Origin of the sequence: Streptomyces purpureus (genome assembly GCF_014648195.1) — a bacterium.
Classification (GTDB): Bacteria; Actinomycetota; Actinomycetes; order Streptomycetales; family Streptomycetaceae; genus Streptomyces; species Streptomyces purpureus.
This window is the reverse complement of record NZ_BMQQ01000015.1, coordinates 104,849-123,365: the sequence shown is the minus strand read 5'-3', so window position 1 is coordinate 123,365 and position 18,517 is coordinate 104,849. Positions and strand designations below refer to the sequence as shown.

The 18,517-nt window shown below is 70.9% G+C and carries 19 protein-coding genes; 9 read left to right on the top strand and 10 right to left on the bottom strand.

The window, feature by feature from the left end:
• Nucleotides 1–8: 8 nt before the first annotated feature.
• The 6 genes from IEZ01_RS20145 to IEZ01_RS35700 form a co-directional block, all read right to left on the bottom strand.
• The gene (locus IEZ01_RS20145; protein WP_019884425.1) at nt 9–170 is read right to left on the bottom strand and encodes a hypothetical protein; all 162 of its coding nucleotides are present in this window, start codon (nt 168–170) and stop codon (nt 9–11) included.
• Between the two features lie 92 nt (nt 171–262).
• Nucleotides 263–1,447 carry an elongation factor Tu gene (gene tuf / locus IEZ01_RS20140; protein ID WP_019884426.1) on the bottom strand — a complete coding sequence of 395 codons (1,185 nt, stop codon included), beginning with the start codon at nt 1,445–1,447 and terminating at the stop codon, nt 263–265.
• A gap of 32 nt (nt 1,448–1,479) precedes the next feature.
• Nucleotides 1,480–1,686 carry a hypothetical protein gene (locus tag IEZ01_RS20135; RefSeq protein ID WP_019884428.1) on the bottom strand — a complete coding sequence of 69 codons (207 nt, stop codon included), beginning with the start codon at nt 1,684–1,686 and terminating at the stop codon, nt 1,480–1,482.
• A gap of 101 nt (nt 1,687–1,787) precedes the next feature.
• Nucleotides 1,788–2,027: a DUF6247 family protein gene (locus tag IEZ01_RS20130; RefSeq protein ID WP_229833084.1), complete on the bottom strand. Its 240-nt coding sequence runs from the start codon at nt 2,025–2,027 to the stop codon at nt 1,788–1,790.
• An 18-nt stretch (nt 2,028–2,045) separates the two neighbouring features.
• Entirely contained in the window at nt 2,046–2,426 is a 381-nt protein-coding gene (locus tag IEZ01_RS20125; RefSeq protein ID WP_019884430.1) for a hypothetical protein, read from the bottom strand.
• A gap of 418 nt (nt 2,427–2,844) precedes the next feature.
• The gene (locus IEZ01_RS35700; protein ID WP_267907275.1) at nt 2,845–2,973 is read right to left on the bottom strand and encodes a hypothetical protein; all 129 of its coding nucleotides are present in this window, start codon (nt 2,971–2,973) and stop codon (nt 2,845–2,847) included.
• Between the two features lie 5 nt (nt 2,974–2,978).
• Here IEZ01_RS35700 and IEZ01_RS20120 point away from each other — a divergent pair, with 5 nt between their 5' ends.
• On the top strand, nt 2,979–3,563 hold the full coding sequence (locus IEZ01_RS20120; RefSeq protein WP_189202942.1) for a DinB family protein: 585 nt from the start codon (nt 2,979–2,981) through the stop codon (nt 3,561–3,563).
• Between the two features lie 365 nt (nt 3,564–3,928).
• Here IEZ01_RS20120 and IEZ01_RS20115 read toward each other — a convergent pair whose 3' ends face one another.
• Nucleotides 3,929–4,423: a hypothetical protein gene (locus tag IEZ01_RS20115; RefSeq protein ID WP_189202940.1), complete on the bottom strand. Its 495-nt coding sequence runs from the start codon at nt 4,421–4,423 to the stop codon at nt 3,929–3,931.
• 96 nt (nt 4,424–4,519) lie between these two features.
• Between IEZ01_RS20115 and IEZ01_RS20110 the strand changes: the two genes are divergently transcribed.
• Together IEZ01_RS20110 and IEZ01_RS35900 are read left to right on the top strand one after the other, a co-directional pair.
• The gene (locus tag IEZ01_RS20110) at nt 4,520–4,690 is read left to right on the top strand and encodes a hypothetical protein (RefSeq protein ID WP_019884433.1); all 171 of its coding nucleotides are present in this window, start codon (nt 4,520–4,522) and stop codon (nt 4,688–4,690) included.
• Nucleotides 4,691–5,412: 722 nt separating this feature from the next.
• Nucleotides 5,413–5,538 carry a hypothetical protein gene (locus IEZ01_RS35900; RefSeq protein ID WP_308427228.1) on the top strand — a complete coding sequence of 42 codons (126 nt, stop codon included), beginning with the start codon at nt 5,413–5,415 and terminating at the stop codon, nt 5,536–5,538.
• A gap of 225 nt (nt 5,539–5,763) precedes the next feature.
• Here IEZ01_RS35900 and IEZ01_RS20105 read toward each other — a convergent pair whose 3' ends face one another.
• Nucleotides 5,764–6,393, bottom strand: a complete 630-nt coding sequence (locus tag IEZ01_RS20105; RefSeq protein WP_019884434.1) for a TetR/AcrR family transcriptional regulator — start codon at nt 6,391–6,393, stop codon at nt 5,764–5,766.
• 126 nt (nt 6,394–6,519) lie between these two features.
• Here IEZ01_RS20105 and IEZ01_RS20100 point away from each other — a divergent pair, with 126 nt between their 5' ends.
• Together IEZ01_RS20100 and IEZ01_RS20095 are read left to right on the top strand one after the other, a co-directional pair.
• Nucleotides 6,520–8,070, top strand: coding sequence for an APC family permease (locus tag IEZ01_RS20100; protein ID WP_189202937.1), 1,551 nt, complete (start codon nt 6,520–6,522; stop codon nt 8,068–8,070).
• A 99-nt stretch (nt 8,071–8,169) separates the two neighbouring features.
• Nucleotides 8,170–9,288, top strand: coding sequence for an agmatine deiminase family protein (locus IEZ01_RS20095; RefSeq protein ID WP_019884436.1), 1,119 nt, complete (start codon nt 8,170–8,172; stop codon nt 9,286–9,288).
• Nucleotides 9,289–9,489: 201 nt separating this feature from the next.
• Here IEZ01_RS20095 and IEZ01_RS20090 read toward each other — a convergent pair whose 3' ends face one another.
• Nucleotides 9,490–9,912: a secondary thiamine-phosphate synthase enzyme YjbQ gene (locus IEZ01_RS20090; RefSeq protein WP_189202935.1), complete on the bottom strand. Its 423-nt coding sequence runs from the start codon at nt 9,910–9,912 to the stop codon at nt 9,490–9,492.
• A gap of 112 nt (nt 9,913–10,024) precedes the next feature.
• Here IEZ01_RS20090 and IEZ01_RS20085 point away from each other — a divergent pair, with 112 nt between their 5' ends.
• A complete protein-coding gene (locus IEZ01_RS20085; protein WP_189202916.1) occupies nt 10,025–11,131 on the top strand; it encodes an NAD(P)-binding domain-containing protein in 1,107 nt (368 codons plus the stop codon).
• 313 nt (nt 11,132–11,444) lie between these two features.
• Here IEZ01_RS20085 and IEZ01_RS20080 read toward each other — a convergent pair whose 3' ends face one another.
• Entirely contained in the window at nt 11,445–13,256 is a 1,812-nt protein-coding gene (locus IEZ01_RS20080; protein WP_189202914.1) for an ABC transporter ATP-binding protein, read from the bottom strand.
• A gap of 136 nt (nt 13,257–13,392) precedes the next feature.
• Between IEZ01_RS20080 and IEZ01_RS20075 the strand changes: the two genes are divergently transcribed.
• The 3 genes from IEZ01_RS20075 (at nt 13,393) to IEZ01_RS20065 (ending at nt 18,461) form a co-directional block, all read left to right on the top strand.
• Entirely contained in the window at nt 13,393–13,836 is a 444-nt protein-coding gene (locus IEZ01_RS20075; RefSeq protein WP_019884443.1) for a MarR family winged helix-turn-helix transcriptional regulator, read from the top strand.
• A gap of 63 nt (nt 13,837–13,899) precedes the next feature.
• Entirely contained in the window at nt 13,900–16,851 is a 2,952-nt protein-coding gene (locus IEZ01_RS20070) for an FAD-binding and (Fe-S)-binding domain-containing protein (protein WP_189202911.1), read from the top strand.
• A gap of 167 nt (nt 16,852–17,018) precedes the next feature.
• Nucleotides 17,019–18,461 carry a Gfo/Idh/MocA family protein gene (locus IEZ01_RS20065; protein WP_373287641.1) on the top strand — a complete coding sequence of 481 codons (1,443 nt, stop codon included), beginning with the start codon at nt 17,019–17,021 and terminating at the stop codon, nt 18,459–18,461.
• The last annotated feature ends 56 nt before the right edge of the window (nt 18,462–18,517 follow it).

Genomic DNA, 18,517 nt, shown 5'->3' with positions numbered 1-18,517 from the left:
GGCAGAGGTCAGAATTGTTCGTTGTACCTGGGACGAATGTTGAGGGCCCGCTGGATGTCATCCCGGACCTGTTCGTCGAACTCGACGTGGAACCGGTTGATCGGGTTGTTGTCCTGCCACCACTTGTCGGGGATGCCCTTCTGCTCGAAACTTCCATGCTCCGTCCTCACGGTCGAAGCCCTCGATCCTTCCCTCGCCGGTTTCCGGGTCGTACTGGTCGATGTATTCGATGTTCATGGAACTCCTCCTGTAGGCGAGCGGGCTAGTGAGTGATCTTGGAGACGCGGCCGTACGCGACCGTCCTGCCGCTCTCGCGGATGGCGAAACGCTGCGAGCGCTCCAGGGCGATCGGGACAATCAGCTCGACCTTGGTGCTGACCCTGTCGCCCGGCATGACCATCTCCTCGTCGAAGGCCATGGTGCCGGTGACATCCGCCGTGTTGACGTAGAACTGCGGGCGGTAGCCCTTGAAGACGGGGGTGTGCCGCCCGCCCTCGTCCTTCGACAGGAAGTAGACCTCGGCCTCGAACGCAAGGTGGGGCGTGACGGAACCGGTCGCGGCGAGGACTTGGCCGTGCTGGACCTCACCCGACGGTACGTCTCGGAGCAGCAGCCCGACCTCCTCGCCGGCACGTCCCTCGCTCGCCGCCTTGCGGAAGATCTCGATGCTGCTCACGGCAGCCGTCCGGGTGGGCAGGATGCCGACCAGGGAGACGGTGTCGTTGACCTTCAGCGTGCCCCGCTCGATCCTCCCGGTGACGATCGTTCCCTTGCCGTCCAGTGCGTGGGCGCGTTCCACCGGCATGAAGAACGGCTTCTCCGGTGCGCGCTTGGGGATGGGACATCTCGCCTCGACGTCCTTCAGGAGGGCGAGCACGTTCTCGCACTGCTGCTCGTTCCCCTGCAGGGCGCCGAGAGCCGACAGGCGTACCACGGGGACGGAGTCCCCTGGGTACCCACTGTCGTTCAGCAGGCTGCGGACTTCGACTTCGGTCAGGTCCAGAACCTCGCTGCCGTCCACGAGATCGACCTTGCTGAGGGCGACCACGATGGAGGGCACGCCGACCCGGCTCGCCAGGAGCACGTGCTCCTTGGTCTGTGGCATGACGCCGTCGGGTGCGGAGACCACGAGGATGGCCGCGTCCATCTGCACCGTGCCGGTGATCATGTTCTTGATGAACTGACTGTGCCCGGGGCAGTCCAGGTGTGCGTAGTGGCGCTTGTCGGTCTGGTACTCGATGTGGGCCAGGTTGACGCTGCCGCCCCGGGTCCGCTCCTCCGGGGCCTTGTCGATCTCCTCCATCGTGTACGCGTGATTGACCGCCGGGTTTCGGTCGTGCAGCACCTTGGTGATCGCTGCGGCCAGCGTGGACTTGCCGTGCTGGTTGTGGCCGATGGTGCCGATGTTGAAGTGCGGCTTGGTCCGCTGATAGGTCTCGCTCGCCAATGGAGACTCCTCCACTCGGTAACGTTGAGTGATCACTCCAGGACTTTCTGCGACTCAAGGTAACCAAGCATGCAGGCTGCGGCCTGTCGGTTGCGCCGTTCGGGTTTGCCGATGCGGCGGTCTCCCACGGCATCGGCGATCCGCTGGGCGATCGCCTCGACCTCCAGCCGCTGGGCCCTGCCCAGGCCGCCGACGACGTTCTCGGCGTCCGGTTCGTACTCCCAGGTCCAGTCGCTCACGCGGCGACAGTCTCGGCGAGGAGAGACGCCGGCTCGGCCGCAGTGGCGCGGCGCTCGGCACGGTCGTCCGACTCACTGACGATGCGCTCGCACTCCCGGAATCAGGCCAGGCACCGCGGGTAACGGGCGACTCCGACCCATGACCACCAGTGCTCGACGAAAGCGCGGGGCGGCGTGAGGGTGTACTCGTCGCGGGCCTGCCGCATCGCCTCGTCCCACTGCTGATCAAACGCATGGAGAACACCCGAGTCGAGGCGTGCGACGGCGACGCGGAGCGCGGCCGGGGTCTTCTCCGGCATGGGGATGAGGGGGCCGGTGGGCTCTGCGGCACGCTCGGTCACGGCGGACTCCGTAAGGTCTCAGGCGGCGGAGTGGAGCAGGGACGGGGTGACGGCGCCCGCGGCTTCCTCGCGAGGCTGGGTCGGCTGCTGGACGCGCGGCGCGGCGTCGAGACCGGCCGAGACACGTCCGGCGACGGTCTCACGCAGCAGCAGTTCGCACAGGACGCTCATGGACTGGACGCCCTCCCTCTCTCTGCGCTCGTCGGCGCGGGCCCATGCGGCGTCCCCGATGGCGGCGAGGTGACCGCTGCGCCCGCCCGCGCGGACGTCCCCCTCCGGAAGGGGCACGTCGACGACGCCGATGGCATACCGGTCCAGAAGGACGGTGAGCAGGTGACCGACGGTCAGGGCATCGCCGACGGTGATGTCGTCGGCTCTGTCCCACGTGGCGTCATCCACATAGGGGCGGCGAGTGGTGCGGGCGGGGCGGGCTGGAGCAGGCCCGGCTGGACCTGCACGCCACACTCGGCGAGCCCGACGCCGAGAGCACGCCGAAGGCAACATCGAGACCTGTACGACGCCGGAGTCCGGGCCGGCGAACTGACGGAGCCCACGGAAGAGCCCCTCCTGCCGTGGCACCTGGAGAAGGCCGACGCCCTCGCGCGGATCGCAGCGGAGGTGCGGCACCTGTCCCGATTGCCCGATTCCGGTGACGTCTGCTGGCTCACCGTGCCGTGACGCACCCGAGCACGCCCGGACTGTCAGTTGGTGCGGCCGCAGACCCGGCCTACAGCGCTGTAGTACCGAGGAACGACGGCCGCACCTGCCGCTGCGGGTTGTCCCTGTTCGTATCCGCCAACCTCATTCAGAAGTTGTCTCACGTGGCAAGTTTCGCGAGCTTCTTGTAGCAGGTCAGGGCGGCGGCCATGGACAGGCCTCGGCTCTGCCGGTCGTTGCGGACCACGTACGGGATCTTGAGACCACGAGCAGGCCATGACAGGCTCATGCCGCATGATCGATGAATTCGCGAAAGACAACCTGCACGGGAGACTGCGGCGGGACCGCAAGGCGCTGCTCTGGAAACTCGACGGCTTGTCCGAATACGACGCCCGCCGACCTTTGACAGCGACCGGGACCAACCTCCTCGGCCTGGTCAAACACGTGGCCACCGTCGAGGCCAGGTACTTCGGCGAGGTCTTCGACCGCCCTTCCCCGGAACCGCTGCCCCGGTGGCAGGACTCCAACGGCAGCGATCTGTGGGCGGCCGAGGACGAGACCCGCGACCAGATCATCGGGTTCTACCGGCGCACGTGGGAACACTCGGACGCGACGATCAACGAGCTTCCCCTCGACGCCCCCGGCCACGTGCCGTGGTGGCCGGAGCCTTATTCCAACACGAACCTGTTCGCCATCCTGGTCCATGTTCTCGGCGAGTCCAACCGGCATGCCGGACACGCCGACATCCTGCGCGAGGGCCTCGACGGCCGCACCGGGATGCGCCCCGAACACGAGAAGCGGATCGACGAGGAAGCCCGTGCGGCCTACTGCGCGAAGATCGAACAGGCCGCCAGGTCTGCCGCACCAATCAAGGCTTAGTACTCCAGCAGGATTTCTGTATTTCTCCTGGTCAACGGCCTGGCGGTGGGGAGTGTAGCGAGGCGGGACTACATCCGCGGGCTGCTCGGCCCTCCCGCCTTCGGGGAGACGGTGTCCTACCGCATGCTGTGGCGTCGGCCAAATGCCCGCCCCTCCCCTCGATGTCCTCCAGGACACGGGCGATGCGCTCCTCGCCGACCTCGTTATGTGCCACATCCTGCACAGTTGCGTCCTCTCGCGATCGTTCGCGATCGATCCACCGGACAAGGCACGCTGTCCGCGGGCTCTGACATCGGCCGCAACCGCCCCCGGGGCCCGGCCGTAGTGCACGGCCGGGCCCCGGGGGCGGTTGGCGCGACGCCGACTCAACGGCCCTCTGTCAGCCGTGACATGTAGTCCTGCCGCAGCGCGTCGAGGATCTGCGCTGCCTCCGAGAGGCCGGCCTTCCGGCAGCGTGCCGCCGCCGTCGTCAGCCGGGCGATGGCCTCCTTGAACCGGCGCAGCGCGTTGCCCTCGATCAGCGCGGCGATCCGGACCGCCTCGGCACGCGCCGACTCGCCCTCCTCGCCGCCCTGTTCGTGGGCGGCGACGGCGGCCTCCGTCTCGGCCAGGGCCTCCTCGAACCGCTCCGCCTCCGCCAGGACGCGGCCCCGGCGGTAGTGCACGGTGCCCCGCTCGAACCAGGGCACGAAGCCCTCCGTACCCTCCGGCACGGATGCCGCCAGCGCGTCCGCCTCGGCGAGATGCTTCAGCGCCGTCTCCAGGCCCTCCGAGCCCTGCGCGTCCATGACCAGACGCGCGAACTCGCACATCATGTGCATGAGCAGGGACGGGTTCGGCGCCTGCGCGTGCGCCGCCAAGGCCCGCTCGTACGCCGTGCCCGCCGCTCCTCGTCGTGCTCTACCGGCTCTTCATCGCCCCTCGCCGCGTCGGAGAGGACTTCGTGGCGTCACCTGATGCACATCGGTGACGTCGATCGCCTGCTGCGCGCGGCAAACGGGCTTCACAAGCTGGGCGACGGCGTCGTGGTCAACAGCCCCGCGACCGAGGTGGAGATTGAGATCGCCCGCGACAAGGACGGCTCGCTGGTCGTGTTCCCCGCGCTGCCCATGCAGGCGTGGACGTAGGCGCGCTCGCACTCTCACTCGATGAGTGGTGCGGGGTGTGTTCGGTGGGCGTCACATCCGATCTTCCTCGGTTCGTGATCGATCGTTCGTGGTACTGACCGCAGTACGGGCACCTGCTAGGCATGTCCACGCTGACGCGCGGGGCGTGAAAAGCGCAACGGCTTCTTGCAGTGACGGATCGCAGCCGCAACAGCAAGCAGGTGATCACGATTGGCATGAACGGGGTAGGGGCGGTGCAATCGCGCGGCACATGCAGCCCGACGGTCGGGTTGCAAGCGCCCCTGTGAAGGCTGACACCACGCTCGTAGGGGCGAATCCCGCACGGGAGGCTCCGCCACTCCACCCGAGCATGCCCGGACGAGCTGTAGGTGCGGCCGCAGATCCCGCCTACAGTCCGGCGCTACCCGAGAAACGTCAGCCGGACCTGCCGCTCCGGGTTGTCCTTGTTCGTGTCCGCCAACCTCCGCAAGGACAACCCTCGGCGTACGTGGCTTCCTCTCGTGGACCGTAGAGCAGTGCCCGCTCACGGGGTCTCCGCAGCCTCGGGCACGGTCCCGCAGAGCGCTCAGCCTTACAGGCTGAGCGCCGGGCGAAAGTCGACTCTCCCGTCCCAGGTCGGGTTGGTCTCGTCTCCCGGGGAGAGACTGAGCGGATCGGCCTACGCCTGCGGAGGGGACGGGCTCGTCGCCTTCCTGACGCCCTGGCAGACCCAGGCGTTCTGCGTGGCCGGAATCGCGGCCATGCTGCTGGAGCACGCCATGCAAGGCGGCCCCCTCGGCGTCCTGCTCTACGAGGAGGACGCCGAACCGGCGGGTGGCTGCTGCCCCACCTGGCCGGCATCGCGCTGATCGTCGGCGGGGTGTTCGCCCTCACCCGCAGCGGCGTCAGTTCGGCTTGAGCCGGCCCGTGCCCGGTTCGACCGGTGCCGGCGGGTGGCCGTCGGCCGGATCCGTGTCCGGCCCGAGACCGGGAGCGACCACCTGCTGGTGGCGGCCCGGGGCACGCCGCACTGACCGGCCCCGGCTCCCGCCCCGTCAGGCGCGTCTTCATACCGCCGTCCGGCTTACGGGCCGTCAGACGCCGTGCCCGCCGATGCCCGCGAGGATGAGGCGCAGACCGAGGTCGAAGCCACGGGTGTCCAGGCCCGCGAGGGCGCCGGGGGCCGCGTCGGCGGCGGTGAGCGCGTCGGCCAGGGTGGGGAACTCCGGGCGGTAGGCGGCGGGCGGGCGGTGGAAGCCTGCGGTGAAGGTCTCCAGGGCAGAGCCGAGTACCAGGTTGTCGATCGCGGCGGCGGCCTCGGCGGCTCCGGCCGGTGTGCAGCCGGCCTTCACCAGGGCGTCGAGGAGCGCGTCGTAGCCGCGAAGTGCCTTGGCCGAGGTGACGCGGTGCCGGGCCACCAGCGGGATCATGTGCGGATAGCGCAGGTAGACGCGGCGGTAGCCGTGGGCGTACGCGGTGATACCGGCCGGGCCGCCCGGGTCGGTCAGCGGCCCGAGGGCGATCTCGTCGTTGATGAGCTCCGAGGCGGCGTCGAGCAGGTCGTCCTTCGACCGGACGTGGTGATAGAGGGACGCGCCCTTGACCCCGAGCCGTTCGGCGAGGGTCCGCATCTTGAGCGCCTCGACCCCGTGCTCCTCGAGTAGTTCCAGGGCCGCGCGGGCGATGATCGCACGGCTCAGGAGGGTCTGTCTGGGCCGGGGCATGGACGCACTCCTTCCTTCTCAGGCCCCGAACATTACCTGTCAGGAACGCTTCACAAGCCCAGGCGGCGGCCGCTACATTCCAGCCACCCATTTACCGAACGCGGTTAGATTTAAGTTGGAGCGATCATGAGTGACGTCACGGACGAGGTGGCCGCCGGGCGGACCTCCCCCGACTCCGGGGAGGACACCGAGGCCTCGCGCCTGCGGGCGCTCGGCTACCGCCAGGAGCTGCGGCGCAGCCTCGGCGTCCTCGGGAACATCTCGATGGGCTTCGCCGTCGTGTCGCCGGTCGTCGCCCTCTACGCCGTCTCGATGGTCGGCACCATGGTCGCGGGCCCCATGTGGGTCTGGGCACTGCCCCTGGTACTCGTCGGCCAGTGCCTGGTGGTGAGCGTGTACGGCGAGCTGACCGCGCAGTGGCCGCTGGCCGGCGGCCCGTACCAGTGGGGCCGCCGGCTGCTCGGGCCGTCCTTCGGCTGGCTGGGCGGCTGGGTCTGGCAGTTCGCGGTGATGTTCGGCAACACCACCGTGGCGTATCTCGCCGCTCCCTGGGTGTACGCCCTGTTCGGCGCGACCCCGACGCCCGGGGGCCTGGTCGCCGTGGCGGTGGGCATCCTGCTGGCCGGCCTGCTGGTGAACGCGTACGGGATCACCCTGCTGCGCCGCTTCGTCTCGCTGGGCATCGCCGCCGAGGCCGTCGCCTCGGTCCTGGTGGGGTTCGCCCTGCTGCTGTTCTTCCGGGAGCACGGCTTCGCGCTGTTCACCCGGACGCTGGGCGCGGAGTCGCTGTCCGACGACTCCACGGTGCTCGGGTTCCTGGCGGCGGTCGCGGTGGCCGGCTGGGCGTTCATCGGCTTCGACGCGTGCGTGTCGACGGCCGAGGAGACCAAGGACGCGGGGCGCCAGGTGCCGCGTGCCATGTGGTGGGCACTGCTGAGCGTGGGCGCGGTGGTGATCCTCAACGCCATGGCCGTGGCACTGGCGCACCCGCGGCCCGAGGACGTGGTGGCGGGCGCGGACGTGGACCCGGTGACGACCGCCGTGGTGCACGCCTTCGGCGGCTGGACGGACAAGCCGTTCGTGGTGGTCGTCCTGGTCGGCTTCCTGGCCTGTGCGGTCGCCTCCCAGGGCGGTTCGGCCCGCGGCCTGTACTCACTGTCGAGGGACGGGGTGTTCCCGATCTCCCGGCAAGTCCGCCGGGTCAACAGGCGGCAGGCGCCGCTCGGCGGGCTCATCGCGTCGACCCTGATCAGTGGCGGGGCGCTCGTCCTCGGCCTCAACGCCACCGCGATCGGCGCGCTGATCACCTTCGGCACCGCGGCTACCTACCTGCCCTTCTTCCTGGTGTCGCTGGCCGCGCTGATCGCCCGGCTGCGCGGGACGTGGGTGCCGTCGGGACACATCAGGCTGGGCCGCACGGGCACGGTGCTGAACGCGCTCGCGGTGCTGTGGACCGCGTTCCAGCTGGTCAACGTCTGCTGGCCGCGCGCGGTCCTCGCGCCGCCCGGCGCGCCCTGGTACCAGGTGTGGGCCGCGCCGCTCGGCACCGCGGTGGTGCTGGGCAGCGGTGTGCTCTACCTGCTCGTCAAGCGCCCGCACGAGCGCCTGCGCGATCCGGCCGCGCCCTCCGACTCCCCGGCCGAATCCCCCACCGCCTCCCCGTCCACTTCCGCCTGAGTCCGACGGGCCCGGGCCCCGGCGGCACCGTGCCCCACCCCGTACTCCCTCGGCCCGAGTCCTCGGGTCCGAGTCCCCCGTATGCGAAAGGACACCGCCATGGACCGACCCCGTACCTCCCGACGCGCCTTCTGCACGGCCGCGCTGGCCACGGCCGCCGGCACCGCGCTCGGCACCGCCCCCGCCAGCCCGGCCGCGGCCGTCACGCCCGCGGCCGCGGCCCCGGCCGAGTGGGAGGCGCACTCCCGCTGCGTCATGGCCTGGCCGTGGGACCGCAATGTCGGCTGGGGCAACCTCCTGAAGGCCGTCCAGTCGGAGGTCGCCGCCGTCGCGCGGGCCGTCGCCCGCTTCGAGCCCGTCCTGATGGTCGCCGAACCGGGCACCGCGGCGGACGCCCGACAGCAGTGCGGACCGGCCATCACCGTGATCGAGTACCCGATCAACGACTGCTGGACCCGGGACACCGGCCCCGTATTCACCCGCAACGCCGACCGCACCCGGCTCACCGGCCTGGACTTCCGGTTCAACGGCTGGGGCAACAAGTACCCGTACGACAAGGACGACTTCCTGCCGGTCGGCGTCTGCGACCACCTGGCGGTGCCGCGCCAGGCCGTGGACCTCGTCCTGGAGGGCGGCGCGGTCCTCACCGACGGCCAGGGCACGCTCATCACCACCGAGGAGTGCCTGCTCAACTCGAACCGCAACCCCGGCCTGACCCGCGCCCAGATCGAGTCGGCGCTGCTCGCCGCGTACGGGGCGACCAAGGTGATCTGGCTGCCGTACGGGCTCCACAACGACACGGTCACCGACGGGCACGTCGACCTGATCGCCGCCTACCTCGGACCGGCCCGAATCCTGCTGCACACCCAGCCGGATCCCGCCGACCCCAACCACGCCCGAATGGCCGCCAACAAGGCGGTGCTGCAGGGCGCCACGGACGCGTGCGGCCGCCCCTTCCAGATCGTGGAGCTGCACCAGCAGCCCCACTTCCGGGTCAACGGCGCGCTGGTGGAGACCTTCAGCTACACCAACTACTACCTGACGCGCGGCAGCGTGGTCGTGCCGACGGCGGATGTCGCGGCCGACGACGCGGCCGCCCTCGCGCAGTTCGCGACGCTCTTCCCGGGCCGGGAGGTCACCGGCATCCCGTGCCGGACGCTGGCCTGGGGCGGCGGCGGCATCCACTGCATCACCCAGCACGTGCCCGTGCTCGGCTGACCGCCCAAGCCGCCCCGCGAAGGCCGACCCCGCCACCCCGGGCAAGGATTCCGTTGTTGGATGGGTCGGTCGCCTTCGTTTCCCTCGTTACCGAGGGGGCCGACGGCCCTTGATGAGCGCTGCGACCTCACGCCCCTGGTCACCCCTCGCCATCCGATCCGCGCCCGAACGCCCGAGCACAACGCTCCGTGGTCGTCATCATCAGCCCAGGAAGCTCAGCCGCACCTGGCGCTGCGGGTTGTCCTTGTTCGTGTCGACCAGGCAGATGGACTGCCAGGTGCCCAGTTCCAGGCGGCCGCCGACGACCGGGATCGTCGCGTGCGGGGGGACCAGGGCCGGGAGGACGTGGTCGCGGCCGTGGCCGGGGGTGCCGTGGCGGTGTTGCCAGCGGTCGTCGGCCGGGAGGAGGTGGTGGAGGGCCGTGATGAGGTCGTCGTCGCTGCCCGCGCCGGTCTCGATGATGGCGATTCCGGCGGTGGCGTGGGGGACGAAGAGGTTGAGGAGGCCGTCGCGGCCGTCCGCGGTTTCGGCGAGGAACTGTTCGCAGATGTGGGTCAGGTCGGTCACCGTCTCCTTCCGGCCCGTCGTGACGTCGAGGATCCTGGTGCTGAAGTGAGGGGACATGGGCCCCATCCTGCCGCCCGCCCGCACTGGAGCGCCTGTCCCCCGCCCCGGACACGACGATCGCGGAAAGATCCGCGGGAAGATCCCGGCCCCTCCCCCGGTTGGTAGAACCGTGAACGGTTTCGGGGTACACGAGCTGGACGTGGTGGTCGTCGGCGCCGGGCAGGCGGGGCTGTCCGCCGCGTACCACCTGCGGCGTACAGGGCTTGAGCCGGACCGGGACTTCGTCGTCCTGGACCATGCGCCGCGGGCCGGCGGCGCCTGGCAGTTCCGCTGGCCTTCGCTGACGTACGGCAAGGTCCACGGCATGCACGCGCTGCCCGGCATGGAGCTCACCGGTGCCGACGGCAGCCGGCCGTCCTCCAAGGTGATCGGCGCGTACTTCACGGCGTACGAGGAGCGGTTCGGGCTGCGCGTCCACCGGCCCGTGACCGTGCGGGCGGTCCGGGAGGGCGAGGGCGGGCGGCTGCTGGTCGAGTCGTCGGAGGGGACGTACGCGGCCCGGGCGCTGATCAACGCCACCGGCACCTGGGACCGGCCGTTCTGGCCCCGCTACCCGGGTCAGGAGACCTTCCGGGGCCGCCAGCTGCACACCGTGAACTATCCGGGGCCTGAGGAGTTCGCCGGGCAGCGGGTCCTGGTGGTGGGTGGCGGCGCGTCCGGGACGCAGCATCTGATGGAGATCGCGGATACCGCGGCGGAGACCACCTGGGTGACGCGGCGGGAGCCGGTGTACCGCGAGGGGCCGTTCGGCGAGGTGGAGGGGCGCGCCGCGGTCGCCCTGGTCGAGGAGCGCGTACGGCAGGGGCTGCCGCCGCAGAGCGTGGTCTCGGTGACCGGGCTGCCCCTCAACGACGCCATCCGGGCGGCGCGCGACCGGGGCGTCCTCGACCGGCAGCCGATGTTCGACCGGATCACTCCGACCGGCGTGGCCTGGGACGACGGCCGGACCCTGGAGGTGGACGTGATCCTCTGGGCGACCGGATTCCGGGCGGCCATCGACCATCTGGCGCCGCTGCGGCTGCGCGAGCCGGGTGGCGGGATACGGGTCGACGGCACCCAGGCGGTCCGCGACGAGCGGGTGCATCTGGTGGGGTACGGGCCGTCGGCCTCGACCATCGGGGCCAACCGGGCGGGGCGGGCCGCGGTGGCCGCGATCCGGCGCCTGCTGGAGCGGAACCCCGAGCCTGAGGGCGTCGTCGTACCCGCCGGGGAGTGACCCGAGGCAGCTATCCCGAACGTACGAACGTGGGAGCGGTTGTTCCCTTGAACGGGTGGTCGTCGCGGGATTCGTTGCCCAGCTCCCCTGCGACGCATGATGCTTACGGTGCGCAAGCGACGGGCTGCAGACCGCGACTGCGTCGTCCCACATATGCATCGCACAAGGAGAACGCACCACATGAACCTCATCACCAACCTGCTCGCCGGCGTCGTCCACTTCGTGGGTTGGCTCGTCTGACGGTTGATCTCTCCGGCGCCGTCGCTCCCCCGTCCCAGGGGTGCGGCGGCGCCGTCGCATGCATGCGCTCGGCTCAGGGTGCGACGGTCGGCGTCAGCTCCGCGTCCCTGCGCACCAGGGCGGCGTACCGCCCGTCCCGGGCGAGCAGTTCGGCGTGGGTGCCCCGCTCGGCGATTCGGCCGGACTCCAGGACCACGATCTGGTCGGCGTCGCGGACGGTGGAGAGCCGGTGGGCGATCGTGATGGTCGTGCGGCCCGCGGAGAGCGCGTCGATGGCCTGCTGCACGGCGTGTTCCGTGCGGGTGTCGAGGGCGCTGGTGGCCTCGTCGAGGATGAGGACGGGCGGGTCCCGGAGGATGGTACGGGCTATCGCGAGGCGCTGCTTCTCACCTCCGGAGAAGCGGTACCCCCGCTCGCCCACGAGGGTGTCGTACCCGTCGGGCAGGGAGGCGATGTGGTCGTGGATCTGTGCGGCGCGCGCGGCGGCCTCGATCTCCTCGTCCGTGGCGTCGGGTTTGGCGAAGCGCAGATTGTCGGCGACGGAGGCGTGGAAGAGGTACGTCTCCTGGGAGACGACGCCGACCCCGCGGGCCAGGGTTTCGAAGTCGAGGTCGCGTACGTCGACGCCGTCGAGGGTGACCCGGCCTCCGGTCACGTCGTACAGCCGGGGCACCAGATAGCTCAGCGTCGACTTTCCCGAGCCGGTCGGCCCGACGACCGCGAGCGAGCCGCCGGCGGGCACGGTCAGCTCGACACCGTCGAGGGTGGGGCCGTTCTTGGCGTCGTAGTGGAAGTCGACGCCCTCGAAGCGGATCTCGCCGCGGATCTTCTCCAGCCGGGTGGGCTCGGCCGGTTCGGTGATGTCCACCGGAAGGTCCAGGTACTCGAAGATCCGCTGGAACAGCGCGAGCGAGGTCTGGATCTGCACGCCGGTGGAGAGCAGGCTGACGGCCGGGCGGAACAGGCCCTGCTGGAGCGAGACGAAGGCGACCAGGGTGCCCAGGGAGATCGAGGGCCCACCGGTCTGGAGCGCGAGGCCGGCGGCCCAGTAGATCAGGGCGGGCATGGCTGCCATGACGATGCCGATGGTCGACATCCGCCACCGCCCGGCCATCGAGGCGCGCACTTCGAGGTCGACGAGGCGCTCGGACTCGTCGGCGAAGGATTTCGTGAGCGAGTCGGCACGGCCCATCGTGCGGCCGAGCAGGATGCCGCTGACGGAGAGGGACTCGGTGACGGTGGCCGCCATGGCGGCCATCTGCTTCTGCCGCTGGGTGGTGATCCTCTTGCGTTCGCGGCCGACGCGGCGGCTGATCCACACGAAGACGGGCAGCAGGATCAGGGAGACGATCGTGAGCCGCCAGTCGAGCGCGAGCATGGCGACGACGGTGGCGATGACGGCCGTGAGGTTGGAGACGAGCGAGGTGGCCGTGGACGTCACGGTCGCCTGCATCCCGCCGATGTCGTTGGCGATCCGGGACTGGACCTCGCCGGTGCGCGTACGGGTGAAGAAGGCGAGCGGCATCCGCTGCAGCTGGGCGTAGACGGCCGTGCGCAGGTCGTGCATGACGCGCTGGCCGACGGTGGTGGAGATCAGGGTCTGCAGCACACCGAAGACGCTGGTCACGACCGCCGTGGCGATCATGCCGAGGGCGAGCAGGGTGAGCAGTCCCGTACGCCCCTGGGGGATGGCCGTGTCGAGAATTTCCTTGAGCAGGAACGGCGAGGCGACCGAGACCAGCGAGGAGGCCCCGACGAGCAGGCCGACGACGGTCAGCCGGCCACGGTAGGGGCGGAAGAGCCGGACGATGCGCCGCAGCTGGGGCGGCGGCTGGTCGTGCTGCCGGGGTGGCGGCGTCCAGGTGGACTCGGCATGGATGCGCATGGGCTCCTTCGTAACGCTAGGGGCGTGGACGTGCGACCGCAGGCCCGCACCGAACGGCGGACCCCGGATCGACAATGAGAGGCTAGCTCACTGTTACCTATATGCACAATGAGTTTGGTCCTGGTAATGTTCCCGCATGAGCACCCCCGACGCCGACGGCCTGCTGGCCGAGCAGCTCCTGCGGCTGACCCGACGGCTCCACCGCATCCAGAAGCGGCATCTGGAGCCGGTCGGGATCACCCCCGCCCAGTCCCGGCTGCTGCGCACGGTCGCGCACTACGACGAGCCGCCGCGGATGGCCGATCTCGCGGCGCGGCTGGAGGTCGTCCCCCGTGCCGTGACCAGCCTGGTCGACGCGCTGGAGGCCGGCGGGCGGGTCCGCCGGGCCCCCGACCCGACCAACCGCCGGGTGATCCGGATCGAGCTCACGGACGAGGGACGCGCCACGCTGCGACAGCTGCGGAGCGCGCGTCGGGCGGCCGCAGAGGACATCCTTGCTCCATTGACCGTCGATCAGCGCGAGGAGCTCGGCGGTCTGTTGTCCGCTCTGGTCGACGCCGGGCCCGAGCGGGGCTGCTGAGCCGCCCCGGCGTGGGCGGCCGGCGGCGGAGCCGTCCAGGGACGCCGCAGAGGGGACCGTGCCATGCCACTGCTCGAGCCGAATCCGCAGGCGCTCCGCCCGGGCGGGGACCGCACACCCTCCGCCGACCGGGTGCCGGACCTCCAGGCCAAGGGCACGCCCACTCCCCTGCGCGCCGAACTGGCCGCGCTGCTCGGCCCCGAGAAGGTGCTCGGCAGGATCTCCGACCTGGTGCGGTACGCCTCCGACGCGAGCCCCTACCGCTTCGTGCCCAAGGTCGTGGTGGTGGCGGAGGACCTCGACGACATCTCCACGGTGCTGTCGTACGCGCACGGCAAGGGCCGCGCGGTCGTCTTCCGGGCCGCCGGGACCAGTCTCAGCGGCCAGGCCCAGGGCGAGGACATCCTGGTGGACGTGCGCCGCCACTGGGCGGGCGTGGAGGTCATGGACGGCGGCGCCCGGGCGCGGGTCCGTCCCGGCACCACGATCCTGCGGGCCAACGCGGCGCTCGCCCCCTACGGCCGCGTCCTCGGCCCCGATCCGGCCAGCGCCGTCGCGTGTACGGTCGGCGGGGTCGTCGCCAACAACGCCTCGGGGATGACCGCGGGCACCACCCGTGACTCGTACCGCACCGTCTCCTCGCTCACCTTCGTGCTGCCGAGCGGCACGGTGGTCGACACCGGCGACCCGGCCGCGGACGAGGAGCTCGCGCGCGCCGAGCCCGCGCTCTGCGCGGGGCTGATGGCGCTGAAGGCGGAGATCGAGGCCGATGCCGCGCTCACGGCCCGGCTCCGCGCCAAGTACACGATCAAGAACACCAACGGCTACCGCCTGGACGCCTTCCTCGACGGCGGCACGCCCGTCGAGATCCTGCGCGGGCTGATGGTGGGCTCCGAGGGCACCTTCGGTTTCATCGCGGAGGTCGTCTTCGACACCCTTCCGCTGGAGCGCGCGGTCTCCTCTGCGCTGCTCTTCTTCCCCTCCCTGTCGGCGGCCGCGGCGGCCGTGCCGCTCTTCACCGAGGCCGGGGCGATCGCCGTGGAGCTGATGGACGGCAACACCCTGCGCGCCTCGGTGACGGTGGCGGGTGTCCCCGCCGACTGGGCGCGGCTGCCCGGACCGACGACGGCGCTGCTCGTCGAGTTCCGGGCGGCGGACGAGGCGGCGCTGCGCGCCCGTGAGGAGAAGGCCGAGGCGATCCTGGCGGGCCTGGAACTGGTCGCCCCGGTCGCCTCCGTGTCGAACGCCTTCACCCGCGATCCGCGGACGATCGGGGGCTACTGGAAGGCCCGCAAGGCGTTCGTCGCCGCCGTCGGCGGTGCCCGCCCGGCCGGTACGACCCTGATCACGGAGGATTTCGCGGTACCGCCCGGGCGGCTCGCCGAGGCCTGCGAGGCGCTGCCCGCGCTCCAGGCCCGCCATGGTTTCGACGCGGCCGTCGCGGGTCACGCCGCCCACGGCAATCTGCACTTCCTGCTCACCTTCGACGCGGCCGAGCCGTCCGACGTGGCGCGGTACGCCGCCTTCATGGGGGACTTCTGCCGGCTGATCGTGGAGCGGTTCGACGGATCGCTCAAGGCCGAGCACGGCACCGGCCGCAGTATCGCCCCGTTCCTGGAGCTGGAGTGGGGTGAGCGCGTCACGGAGCTGATGTGGCGGCTCAAGCAGCTCATCGACCCCGACGGGGTGCTCGCGCCACGGATCGTCCTCGACCGTGATCCTCAGGCGCATCTCCGCGGCCTGAAGACGATCCCGCGGATCGAGGCCGCCGCCGACCCGTGCATCGAGTGCGGGTTCTGCGAGCCGGTCTGCCCCAGCAGGGATCTGACGACGACTCCGCGCCAGCGGATCGCGCTGCGCCGGGAGATGATGCGGCAGGCCGAGGGTTCTCGGGTGGAGGTCGGCCTCCTCGCCTCGTACGGCCACGACGCGGTGGACACCTGCGCGGGCGACTCGATGTGCCGGCTGGCCTGTCCTGTCGGGATCGACACGGGTGTCCTGATGAAGGAGTTCCGCCATCGGCGGCACTCCGCGCGCGAGGAGCGGATCGCGGCGCTCGCCGCGCGGCGCTTCCGTGCGGTGGAGGCGGCGGCCCGGCTGACTGTGGCCATGGGCGGCGCGGCCGGGGACCGGCTGACCGGGGCCGTGACGACGGTCGCCCGCCGGGCCGTGCGCCCCGACCTCGTGCCGCACTGGCTCCCCGAACTTCCCGGCGCGGCCCGGGCCCTGCCCCGCACGGGCCGGTCCCGGGCGGTCGCCGTCTACTACCCGGCCTGTGTCAACCGGATCTTCGGCGACCCCGGGAGTGAGGGAACCGACGGGTACGGGGCCGACGGCCGCCGGGCCCCCTCGCTTCCCGAGGCAGTCGTGGCACTCTCGCACCGCGCGGGGAGGCCGGTATGGATCCCGAGGAATGTGACCGGGACGTGCTGCGCCACGATCTGGCACTCCAAGGGGTACGAGGCGGGCGCGGAGGTGATGGCCAACAGGATCGTGGAGGCCGCCTGGGGCTGGACGGCCGGCGGACGGCTTCCCCTGGTCGTCGACGCCTCCTCCTGCGCCCTCGGTCTCGCCGAGGACGTCGTACCCTATCTCACCGACGAGAACCGCGAGCTGCACGGCGCTCTGAAGGTCCTCGACTCCCTCGTCTGGGCGGCCGACGAGCTGCTCCCCCGCCTCACGGTCGTACGTACGGTCGGTTCGGCGGTCGTCCACCCGACCTGCTCGATGCGGCGGCTCGGCGACGACGACCGGCTCACGGCGCTGGCCGAGGCCTGCGCCGACGAGGTCGTCGTCCCCATCGACGCGGGCTGCTGCGCCTTCGCGGGCGACCGGGGCATGCTGCACACGGAGCTGACCGCCGCCGCGACGGCCCCTGAGGCCGCCGAGGTGACCGCCCGCTCCTTCGACGCGTACCTGTCCGCGAACCGGATGTGCGAGATCGGCATGGACCGGGCCACCGGCCACACGTACAGGTCGGCGCTGCTCGCCTTGGAGCGGGCGACGCGCATCTGACGAACCCCTGAACCAGAGCCGAAAGCGGAGGGCCCGGTCGCGAAGGTCGCGACCGGGCCCTTCGTCGTGCGACAAGTCCAACTGCTCATCTCAAGAGTCCAATTGGCGCCCTTGCGCATCAGCAGTCCCAACGACCAGGGTCCTTACCGGAATTCATGGACCAGCGCATGGACAGCTCACCAGCTCCTGGAGGTTCGATGAACGACGAAGTACCCGGCAGCGGTCCCAGCCGCCGTTCCGTGCTCAGGACCACGGCCGGCGCGGCGGGTGCAGGTCTGGGTCTGGGCGCCCTGGGCGCGGGCCCGGCAATCGCCGCGGCGCCCGGGACGGCTCCCACGGTGGACGAGGCCGCCGCCCCCGCACGCCAGGGCCGCACGATGGCCGGCGTCCCCTTCGAGGGGCGTTCGACCGTACGGGTCGGCATCATCGGCCTCGGCAACCGCGGCGGCTCCATGATCGACCTCTTTCTCGCCCTGCCCGGCGTCCGGGTCGTCGCGGTCTGCGACCCGGTCCGGGAGAAGACGGAGCGGGCCGCGGCGAAGGTGACCGCGGCCGGACAGGCCGCGCCCGCGGTCTACGCCAACGGCCCGGACGACTACGCCAACCTCTGCGGCCGCGGGGACGTCGACTTCGTCTATGTGGCCACCCCCTGGGAGACCCACTTCGAGATGGCGAAAGCGGCGATGCTGGGCGGCAAGCACGTCGGGGTGGAGTGTCCCGTCGCGATGCGCCTGGACGAGCTGTGGGCGCTGGTCGACCTCTCCGAGCGGACCCGCCGCCACTGCATGCAGCTGGAGAACTGCTGTTACGGCAGGAACGAGATGCGGGTCCTGCGCATGGCGCACGCGGGCAAATTCGGTGAACTGCTGCACGGCGCGGGGGCGTACAACCACGATCTGCGGGAGCTGATGTTCTCGCCGACCTATTACGAGGGGCCCTGGCGGCGGCTGTGGCACACCCGGCTGCGGGGCGACCTCTACCCCAACCACGGCTTCGGACCGGTCGCCAACTACATGGACCTCAACCGCGGCGACCGGGTGGTGTCCATCAGCAGCTTCGGTACGCCCGCGCTCGGCCTCGCCGAGTACCGCGCCGCCCATATGCCGCCCGGCGACCCGAGCTGGAAGGAGTCGTACATCGGCGCCGACCGGACCATCAGTCTGGTGCAGACGGCCAAGGGGCGGGTGATCCGCCTGGAGCACGACGTGTCCACCCCGCATCCGTACAGCAGGATCAACACCCTCGGTGGTACGAAGGGCGTCTTCGAGGACTACCCGGCACGGATCTATCTGGAGCCGGACCACAAGGGCCACCAGTGGGGCGACTTCGCGAAGTACGCCGACTTCGACCACTGGCTGTGGAAGGAGCACGCCAACCCGCCCGGCGGCCACGGCGGGATGGACTACATCATGCTGTTCCGGCTGATGCAGTGCATGCGGCTGGGGCTGGTGCCGGACTTCGACGTGTACGACGCGGCGACCTGGACGGCGCCGGTGCCGCTCAGCCATGCCTCCATCAAGGCGAAGGGCGCGCCGCAGGCGATCCCGGACTTCACCCGGGGTGAGTGGAGGAAGGCCCGCTCCGGGGTGGATTCGGTGAGACCGGCCTGACCTACGCGCGCGTGGCCCGGCCGTGATCCGCCGGGCCACGCGCGTGTGCCAGGTCG

Bases quoted from the DNA above. Each gene is read 5' to 3' on its own strand.
- IEZ01_RS20120 (WP_189202942.1), top strand. From the start codon at position 2,979: ATGATCGATGAATTCGCGAAAGACAACCTGCACGGGAGACTGCGGCGG.
- IEZ01_RS20070 (WP_189202911.1), top strand. From the start codon at position 13,900: ATGCCACTGCTCGAGCCGAATCCGCAGGCGCTCCGCCCGGGCGGGGAC.
- IEZ01_RS35700 (WP_267907275.1), bottom strand. From the start codon at position 2,973: ATGAGCCTGTCATGGCCTGCTCGTGGTCTCAAGATCCCGTACGTGGTC.
- IEZ01_RS20080 (WP_189202914.1), bottom strand. From the start codon at position 13,256: ATGCGCATCCATGCCGAGTCCACCTGGACGCCGCCACCCCGGCAGCAC.
- IEZ01_RS20110 (WP_019884433.1), top strand. From the start codon at position 4,520: ATGCACATCGGTGACGTCGATCGCCTGCTGCGCGCGGCAAACGGGCTT.
- IEZ01_RS20090 (WP_189202935.1), bottom strand. From the start codon at position 9,912: ATGTCCCCTCACTTCAGCACCAGGATCCTCGACGTCACGACGGGCCGG.
- IEZ01_RS20065 (WP_373287641.1), top strand. From the start codon at position 17,019: ATGGACAGCTCACCAGCTCCTGGAGGTTCGATGAACGACGAAGTACCC.
- IEZ01_RS20075 (WP_019884443.1), top strand. From the start codon at position 13,393: ATGAGCACCCCCGACGCCGACGGCCTGCTGGCCGAGCAGCTCCTGCGG.
- IEZ01_RS20105 (WP_019884434.1), bottom strand. From the start codon at position 6,393: ATGCCCCGGCCCAGACAGACCCTCCTGAGCCGTGCGATCATCGCCCGC.
- IEZ01_RS20095 (WP_019884436.1), top strand. From the start codon at position 8,170: ATGGACCGACCCCGTACCTCCCGACGCGCCTTCTGCACGGCCGCGCTG.
- IEZ01_RS20100 (WP_189202937.1), top strand. From the start codon at position 6,520: ATGAGTGACGTCACGGACGAGGTGGCCGCCGGGCGGACCTCCCCCGAC.